The 8,052-nt window shown below is 69.0% G+C and carries 10 protein-coding genes; 6 read left to right on the top strand and 4 right to left on the bottom strand.

The genetic code is table 11. The annotated features are described in order from the left end of the window. The first annotated feature begins 124 nt into the window (after nucleotides 1–124). Nucleotides 125–1,567, top strand: a complete 1,443-nt coding sequence (locus ACWDKQ_RS33995) for an FGGY-family carbohydrate kinase (RefSeq protein WP_450142867.1) — start codon at nucleotides 125–127, stop codon at nucleotides 1,565–1,567. A 138-nt stretch (nucleotides 1,568–1,705) separates the two neighbouring features. Here the strand turns inward: ACWDKQ_RS33995 and ACWDKQ_RS33990 are convergent, their stop codons facing one another. Beyond that, nucleotides 1,706–2,146, bottom strand: coding sequence for a DeoR family transcriptional regulator (locus ACWDKQ_RS33990; protein ID WP_450142866.1), 441 nt, complete (start codon nucleotides 2,144–2,146; stop codon nucleotides 1,706–1,708). An 82-nt stretch (nucleotides 2,147–2,228) separates the two neighbouring features. Then, the gene (locus tag ACWDKQ_RS33985; RefSeq protein ID WP_450142868.1) at nucleotides 2,229–2,681 is read right to left on the bottom strand and encodes a gamma-glutamylcyclotransferase; all 453 of its coding nucleotides are present in this window, start codon (nucleotides 2,679–2,681) and stop codon (nucleotides 2,229–2,231) included. 222 nt (nucleotides 2,682–2,903) lie between these two features. On the opposite strand from ACWDKQ_RS33985, the gene ACWDKQ_RS33980 reads away from it, so the two are divergent. The 3 genes from ACWDKQ_RS33980 (at nucleotide 2,904) to ACWDKQ_RS33970 (ending at nucleotide 6,236) form a co-directional block, all read left to right on the top strand. Continuing rightward, a complete protein-coding gene (locus ACWDKQ_RS33980) occupies nucleotides 2,904–4,307 on the top strand; it encodes an NAD(P)H-quinone dehydrogenase (RefSeq protein ID WP_450142865.1) in 1,404 nt (467 codons plus the stop codon). Between the two features lie 262 nt (nucleotides 4,308–4,569). Then, the gene (locus ACWDKQ_RS33975; protein WP_450142864.1) at nucleotides 4,570–4,968 is read left to right on the top strand and encodes a thiol-disulfide oxidoreductase DCC family protein; all 399 of its coding nucleotides are present in this window, start codon (nucleotides 4,570–4,572) and stop codon (nucleotides 4,966–4,968) included. 239 nt (nucleotides 4,969–5,207) lie between these two features. After that, nucleotides 5,208–6,236 carry a tetratricopeptide repeat protein gene (locus tag ACWDKQ_RS33970; RefSeq protein WP_450142863.1) on the top strand — a complete coding sequence of 343 codons (1,029 nt, stop codon included), beginning with the start codon at nucleotides 5,208–5,210 and terminating at the stop codon, nucleotides 6,234–6,236. On the opposite strand, the gene ACWDKQ_RS33965 is transcribed toward ACWDKQ_RS33970, so the two are convergent. Further along, the gene (locus ACWDKQ_RS33965; RefSeq protein WP_450142862.1) at nucleotides 6,208–6,609 is read right to left on the bottom strand and encodes a hypothetical protein; all 402 of its coding nucleotides are present in this window, start codon (nucleotides 6,607–6,609) and stop codon (nucleotides 6,208–6,210) included. The genes ACWDKQ_RS33970 and ACWDKQ_RS33965 overlap by 29 nt on opposite strands. Nucleotides 6,610–6,661: 52 nt before the next feature. Then, the gene (locus ACWDKQ_RS33960) at nucleotides 6,662–6,790 is read right to left on the bottom strand and encodes a hypothetical protein (RefSeq protein WP_450142861.1); all 129 of its coding nucleotides are present in this window, start codon (nucleotides 6,788–6,790) and stop codon (nucleotides 6,662–6,664) included. Between the two features lie 181 nt (nucleotides 6,791–6,971). On the opposite strand from ACWDKQ_RS33960, the gene ACWDKQ_RS33955 reads away from it, so the two are divergent. Further along, the gene (locus ACWDKQ_RS33955) at nucleotides 6,972–7,469 is read left to right on the top strand and encodes a hypothetical protein (RefSeq protein ID WP_450142860.1); all 498 of its coding nucleotides are present in this window, start codon (nucleotides 6,972–6,974) and stop codon (nucleotides 7,467–7,469) included. 106 nt (nucleotides 7,470–7,575) lie between these two features. Then, nucleotides 7,576–7,887 carry a hypothetical protein gene (locus tag ACWDKQ_RS33950; RefSeq protein WP_450142859.1) on the top strand — a complete coding sequence of 104 codons (312 nt, stop codon included), beginning with the start codon at nucleotides 7,576–7,578 and terminating at the stop codon, nucleotides 7,885–7,887. The last annotated feature ends 165 nt before the right edge of the window (nucleotides 7,888–8,052 follow it).

Raw genomic sequence — 8,052 nt, 5'->3', positions numbered from 1 at the left:
AGCGGCACGCGACACAGGCCATGCACCCACCGGGACCGAGAGGTCACAACCCTATCCGACAGGGCTGCAAAAGGGATGGTGGCCTAGTGAGCGAAGAGCTTTCGACCGCGATGGAGGCTCGCCGATGACCGAACTAGTCGCGGGCGTCGACGTCGCGACCGCCAACGTTCGGGTGCAGGTCCACGATCCGGCGGGCGCGATGGTGGCATCGGCGTCCCGGCCGCTGCCTCAACCGGTGCGGTCGCGAGGTGGACGCTCCGAACAGGACGCGACCACTTGGTGGCCGGCGGTCCGCGACTGCCTCGCCGAATGCACGACGGCATTGGGCTCGCGAAGCACCGAGATCCGCTCGCTTGCGATCTCGGCGACCTCGGGCACCGTCGTTGCAGTCGATGGCGGCGGCGAACCGCTCACCGCTGCGCTGATGTACGACGACCGGCGCGCCGAAGCGGAAACGCGGATCGCCGCCGAGGTTGGCGCGGACCGCTGGCGGCGCACCGGGATCACGCCGTCGGCGGGCTCCGGACTGGCCCGGATCGGCTGGCTGGCGCGGCACCTCCCGGACGGCACAGCGCTGGTTTGCCACACCCCGGACCTCATCGCCTGGAAGCTGGTCGGGCACCCCATCGCCACCGACTCCAGCCACGCGCTGAAGAGCGGCTACGACGCAGTGGCAGGCGAGTGGGCGACCGAGGTCTTCGAGGCATTGGACGTGCCGGACCGCCTGCTGCCGGAGGTCGTGCGTCCAACGACGGTGCTTGGCGCTGTCGACGCGAGGGGAGCGGCGCAGAGCGGCCTGCCGGTCGGCTGCGAGGTGCGCGCCGGGATGACCGACGGCTGCGCCGGCCAGCTGGCGTGCGGAGCGGTCGACGTCGGGCAGTTCGTGACGATCCTCGGAACAACCTTGGTGCTGAAGGGAGTTGCGAAGGAACTCGTGCACGACCCGGCTGGTGCGGTGTACAGCCACCTGCACCCGGACGGGATGTGGCTGCCCGGCGGCGCGGCGAACATCGGCGGCTCTGCGCTGTCCGATGTGGACACCGCTGAGCTGCCGGACCTGGACGCGGCGGCGACCGATCGGGGACCGGCCAGCGTGGTCAACTACCCGCTGCGCGGTGAGGGGGAGCGGTTCCCGTTCCTCGCCGAGCACGCCACTCGGTTCGTGCTGGGCGCGCCGGAGGATCGGATCGACGAGTACCGCTCCCGCCTCGAAGGCGTCGCCTTCTGCGAGCGGCTCGCGCTGGAGCGGCTGGCCCAGCTCGGTGCCCCGGCGGAAGGCGCAGTGCGCACCGCTGGTGGCGGCGCCCGCAGCATCGCCTGGTGCCGGATCAGGGCGTCGGTCCTGGACGCCCCGGTACTGCGCGTCCGAGGCGCGGGAACTGCGTTGGGTGCGGCGCTGCTGGCGGCCAGCGGTTCGGTCTACCCGGGCCTGAGCACGGCGGCAGCCGCGATGGTGCCCGGAGGCGAATTCGTCGAGCCGGTGCCGGCGGAGGCAGCCCAACTGGAGGACAGCTACCGGCGGTTCCTCGACGAGCTCCGCACCCTGGGCTGGATCTCCACGACCTGATCAGGATTCGGCGAGGGCTTCGGCGACGGTGAGGCTGTCCTCGTAGACGGCGTAGCCCGTGATCAGGCCGGCCGGTCAGGTGCAGCGCGCAAATGTGGGGTGTACGGCCTGCCGGTGGCCTTCACCGTTTGGCGGATGTCACCGAGCATGACCGCTTCGTTGCTGTCCATGAGGATCCGGGACGTCGATTTGGCCGTCTCCCGGGCACGTAGAACGCGGCGATCGTACGGACGTGGTCGGCGGCGTCGGCCCAGGGTCGTCGAGTGCGACTACCTGACCGGGCGAGACGAGTCGCACCGCGTGCTTGGCGATGCGGGCCTTCTCGTCGGCTGCGTCGGCGATCCGGGCCCGGACTGAGGTCTCCAGCAGCGCGGTCGGCGTTGATGTCGCGCCGCCGCGCACCTTGCGCAGCCAACCTTGCTGTTCGAGGACGTCCAGGTCGCGGTGGATGGTCATGCCGCTGACGCCGTGCTTGGCGGCCAGCCCCTCGATACGGACGAACCCGCTGGCCAGCACTTCCTGGCGGATTTGCTCGCGCCGGTCATGCTGGTTGACCCGCACGCCGTCGTCCTCGGCCACGGACCCCCTCATCCCGCGTGTGTGCAACCGGAGTGATTATCACACGTGAGACGTGATATTCGGGGTGGATGTCACGTGGGGTTCACGGGCCGACGTTGTGGCACGGCCGTTTGCGCAGCTTCTCGACGTAGTCCTCGGGAGCCCCGGCGGCTTCGGCGGCGTCGGCCATCACGCCGAGATAACGCGCCGACGGCAGCCCGCCCTCATAGGCGTCCAGCACGTACAGCCAGGCCAGCACCGACCCGTCCAGCGTCTGCACCCGCAGCCGCAGCTTCTTGTGCATGCCGAGCTCGGCGCCCTCCCAGTTGTCGAGCTGCTGCTCGTCCTCCGGGCTGACGTCGTAGAGCACCGTGAAAACCTGGGAGCCCGGCTGCTCGACGATCGTGGCGAGGGCCCCTTCCCAGCTGTAGTCCTCGCCGCCGAAGGTCAGCCGCCAGTCCACCAGCCAGCCCGTTCCCGCCATCGGGGAGTGCGGGGCGCGCTTCATCATCTGGGCCGGATCCATGTTGGACCCGTACGCGGCGTACAGAGGCACGCCCAACAGGGTAGCGATCGACAGCCCATGCGGCGGAGCGGACTACGTCACGAATGTGGGTAACTGTTACGTCCGGGTCGATCACGTCGTCCCCGCGGGATGACCGTGAGTGGTCTGCGCCACGATGGTCAACTCGGGCGGTACCACCCGAATGACTGGACTCGTCGCAGCGTACGGTGGGTTCGGCGCCCACAAGGCAGGCGGACCGAGGAGGAGCGCGAAGTGACCCGCATCGTGATCATGGGAGGCGGCCCCGCCGGCTACGAGGCGGCGCTGGTCGCGGCTTCGAACGGGGCGGACGTCACGCTGGTCGAGCCGGAAGGCCTCGGTGGGGCGTGCGTGCTCTACGACTGCGTGCCGTCGAAGACCTTCATCGCCTCCGCGGGCGCCCGCTCCGCGTTCCGGGACGCGCGCGAGCTCGGTATCCGCACCAAGAGTGAGGACTCCGACGTCGACGTCGCGGTCGTGCACGGCCGGGTCAAGGGCCTGGCGCTCGCGCAGTCCGCCGACATCCGCTCCAGGGTCCGCCGCGAGGGCGTGAAGATCCTGCCCGGCCGCGCGCGGTTCACCAACCCGACCAAGGGCATGGCCGTCCACCACATCGGCGTCGACCTCGCCGACGGCGGCTTCGAGGAACTGGCCGCGGACGTCGTCCTGATCGCCACCGGCGCCACACCCCGCATCCTCAAGGGCGCCGAGCCCGACGGGGAGCGGATCCTGACCTGGCGGCAGCTCTACGACCTGCCCGAACTGCCAGAGCACCTGGCCGTGATCGGCTCCGGTGTGACCGGTGTGGAGTTCGCCTCCGCGTACACCGAGATGGGTGTCAAGGTCACCATGATCTCCAGCCGCGACCGGGTGCTGCCGCACGAGGACGCGGACGCCGCTGCGGTGCTGGAAGAGGTGTTCGCCGAGCGTGGCACCGAGGTCGTCAAGCACGCCCGGGCGGAAAAGGTGGGAAGCACCGACTCGGGGGTGCTGATCCACCTCGCGGACGGGCGGCAGGTCGAGGCCAGCCACGCGCTGATGACGGTCGGCTCGGTACCGAACACCACCGACATCGGCCTGGAGCGGGTGGGCCTCGAGCTCGACCGCGGCGGCTACATCCCTGTCGACCGGGTATCGCGGACCAACGTGCCCGGCGTCTACGCGGCAGGCGACTGCACCGGTCTGCTGTTGCTGGCTTCGGTGGCTGGCATGCAGGGCCGCATCGCGATGTGGCACGCGCTCGGCGAAGGCGTCACGCCGATCAAGCTCAAGACCGTCGCGGCCAACGTCTTCACGCACCCGGAGATCGCCACGGTCGGGATCAGCCAGCAGGCGATCGACTGCGGTGATGTGCCCGCGCGGACCGTGATGATGCCGCTGGCCACCAACCCGCGGGCGAAGATGGAAGGCCTGCGGCGCGGTTTCCTGAAGGTGTTCTGCCGCCCGCAGACCGGCGTGGTCGTCGGTGGCGTCGTGGTGGCGCCGAACGCCAGCGAGCTGATCCTGCCGATCGCGCTTGCGGTGCAGAACCAGGTGACGGTGGACAACCTGGCGAACACGTTCTCGGTTTACCCGTCGTTGTCCGGCTCGTTGACCGAGGCCGGTCGCCTGCTGATGCGCCACGACGACCTGGGCTGAGTGGCGACCGGGCGGCCGGGACTGCTCGGCCGGATCGGGTTGATCCGCGGACTCGCGCTCCGACGCTAGAGTCTCGCAGCGGAGCTTTGGGGCCGCCCGAGGTTTTCTGCTCGACGGGACTTCCGCTTCACCTGGTGATCACCACTCTGATGCTGCTCGGCAACGCATGCCCGCTGTGCTGGATTCGGCCTCGTTTGCGACCGTTGTTGGTGGGGGTACCCGCCGCGCCCGGCGGGCCCGGTGGAAAGGGACGGGCGAGGCCATGAGCGAGCTGCCGGTGTTGATCTACGATGGCGACTGCGGGTTCTGCACGCGTAGCGTGCGGCTCGCGGAGCGGTTGCCGGTGCGCATGCGCATCCAGGCTTGGCAGGAGGCGGATCTCGCGGCGATGCGGACAACCGCGGACCGGGCCCGGCACGAGGTGCTGTGGGTGGCCACGTCCGGTCGGGTGTTCGGCGGCGCGGCCGCCGTCGCGGAACTGCTCAAGGAGTGCCGCGTGCCGTGGTCGGTGCTCGGTTGGGGCCTGTCCGCCCCGGTGCTGCGGCTGCTGGCCGATCGGGCGTACAGGTGGGTCGCGGCGAACCGCTTCCGGTTGCCCGGTGCCACCCCGGCGTGCCAGCTGCCACCCGCCGAACGCCCCGGCCATTCGGATCGTTGTTGACCGAGTCGATCTCGGCCAAAAGTACTAGGTGCGGACGCCTCTTTCCTGGCCGATCGGTTGATCTAGGCTGCCAATTCGGCTGAGCCGCTGGACCGCCGCCGAGCCCTAACTTGGATGTCGTTCGGGGGTACGAACAGGCCCGTGCCCTCCGCTCCAGGGGACCGGCGGAGGGCACGGCCGCAATCCAGAGTTGGTGCGTCTTGAGCACCAGAGCGGCAGGAATGGCGAGGTGGCTTGAGATGTACGGGAAGGCGTTCGCACCGGAGTACCAGGGGCAGCTCCGGGACATGTCGGTCAACACGGCTTACGAGGACGTGCTGGCGGCAGCGTTGGAACGCGAGTCGCAAGCGGAGGACGAGGGTTCCGGGCTGGAGCTCGCGCAGGCGCGCCTGGCGGTTGCGGAGGCGTACCGGCGCCTCGGCCAGCTCGAAGAGGCGGACGCGGCATGGCGCGCGAGCTACCGGGCGGCCCGCGACGCGGGCGAGCAGGGCGCGATGGCGTGGGCGCTGTGGAGCGGCGGCACCCTGGCCCGGCAGCGCGGGCAGATGACCGCCGCGGTGCGCTGGCTCAGCTCCGCGCGGGACCTGGCCAAGAAGTCCGGCGAGCTGATCGCGTACGGCTATTCGGTCGCCGGGATCGCCGAAACGCTGCGGATCCGGGGGGATTACGAGGAGGCCCGCGTGCTCCACGAGGAGCTGCTGGCGGAGGCCCGTCGGCGGGGCGAATGCCGGCACACGGTGTGGGCGTTGGAAGGCCTGGCGCAACTCGACCGCAACGCGGGTGACCTGGACTCAGCTTGGCGGCGGTTCGAGGAGGCTGCCGAGATCGCCGAAGCGGGCGGTGATGAGCGGGGCCTCGCCTGGGCGTTGCGGGGGCTGGCGGACGTCATGTCGTTGCGCGGGGAACACGACGAGGCCCTGCGCCTGCTCTCGCGCGCCGAGCAGATCTGCCGCCGGATGGACCTGACCAGCGCCCTGGCCTACAACCGCAAGATGCGCGGCAATGTCCTCTTCCGCGCCTGCTGGTACGGGGAGGCCGCACGCACCTACCGGGATGCGCAGAAGATGTTCCGGTCCATCAACGAACCACGCGGTGCCGCGCTTGCCGAACTTGGCTTGTTGAAGAGCCGCGACAAGCTGGGCCGACCACGACCGGCCACCGAAAGGGATCTGCGCGCCCTGCGGGACGCGTTGGACAGCCGGGAACTGCGGCACACGAGGCGAATGGTGGAGGAGGCGATCAGCGAAATGGCAGAGATCGCAGCTTGAGCGCCCCGCCTCGTGCGCGCGAAACAACTGGTCTAAGACTGGGCGTTCTCCGCTTCTGGCCGCGGGGTTTGGAACGGAAGCTGTGCCCCAATTCCCGGCCGAGGCCGAAGTAGTGGCGGAAGTGGTAGATCAGCGGGCTCCACTCCGTTGGATCGACGTGGTGGGCGCCGGGAATTACGAGGTGCGGGCCGCAGTCCACCCGCAGCACGTGTGCCTCGATGTTGCGGAAGTTCTCGGCGGCATCTGCCTGGACCCGGGTCGCCCGGGCCTCCAGCTGAACCGGGCACTCGGCGACGCGGGGCGGGTGCACCAGGTCGGAGGGCGCTGGGCGAAGTCCGGCGGCGCCGAACTTGTCCGGCTCGAAGCGGAACATGCAGCGCTTTTGGTCCGGGACCGGGTTCTGGCCGGTCAGGGGCGCCAGTCGTTCAACAGCGTTCGGCGAGGCGGCGCAACGACTCGATGGTCCGCACGCGATCCACGTTGAACGTGCCGAGCATCAGCCGGCCGACGTTGGCGATCGTGTCCCCGGTGAAGAGAATTCGGCTCTTTGACAAATAAACAGCGATGCTCCCATGTCCCATCGGTGTGCCCCGGAATGGAAAGCACCCGCGCGCCGCCCGCGAAGTCCAGCACATCCCCGTCGTCGAGTTCGTGGTCGACCGGGGAGGCGCAGGCGGGACATTAGGGTTGATGATCTCGAACAGGGGGCGTTCCCAATCGAGCAGCACCCTGACGATGTTTCTCGACGAGACCATGGCCGTGGTGCCGCAGCTCGAACGGGCGTACGCGGCGGACCGTCCGGGTCTCATCGTGTACGACATCGCGGCCTTCCCCGGCCTCGTGCTGGCCGAGAAGTGGCAGGTGCCCTGCATCCAGCTATCTCCGGCCCACGTCTACTTCGAGGGCATCGAGGAGACCTTGGGCATCGAACCGTCGCCCGAGTCTTCCGCGGTGCACGCCAGTTACGATGAGTACTTCGCCCGGCAGGGTGTCGAGGTGACCTTCCAGGACATGGGGAAGCCGCGCTGGGGCATCGTGACCATTCCCCGGACGTTCCATTACGGGGAGCGGGTTTCAGACGCGTTCGACTTCGTCGGCCCGATGCTCACCCGACCGTGCGTTCCAGGGGGATTGGCAGGCCCCGGATTCCCGTCCGGTGCTGGCGATCTCGCTTGGCTCGGCCTACAACCACCAATTGGAGTTCTACCGCAAATGCCTCCGGGCGTTCGCTGACCTCGACTGGCACGCGGTGATGTCTCTCGGGCGGGCCACGGACCAGGCGGAATTCGGTGAGATCCCGCCCAATGTCTAGGTGCGGCAATGGATTGCGCAGCTCCGGATGCTGTCGCAGGCGAGCGCGTTCATAACGCACGCGGGTATGGGCGGCATGACGGAAGGCCTGTCCCAACGGGGTGCCGCCGATCGCGGTTCCGCAGGCGGCCAACCAGTTCATGAACCGGCCCGGATAGTGGAACTCGACCTGGGCACCCGGCTGGAGGGCGAGACAGTCACCCCGGAGCAGCTCCGGGCCGCCTTGGAGCAGGTCACCACCAGTGAGGTAGTTCGGCGGCGGTTGAAAGAAATGCGGCAGGAGATCCAGGAAGCCGTTGGCTTGCGGCGGGCCGTCGAAATCCTCGAATCCATGCTGTGACGAGCGATGTAGAGGTGGGCTGCCGGGAAACCCCCGGTGGCCCACCGCTCGGCAACGCGAAGCAACCACGGCTAGCCGGGCATTCCGCACATGAGGGTTGATCAACTCGGCCTGGTCGTCATGTTCTGGTATTTGATCATCTTGGTTTGGTCGGGTCGACACCGA

It is taken from the genome of Saccharopolyspora sp. NPDC000995 (genome assembly GCF_053599315.1).
The sequence above is the reverse complement of the archived record's forward strand: the minus strand, read 5'-3'. Positions and strand labels throughout refer to the sequence as shown.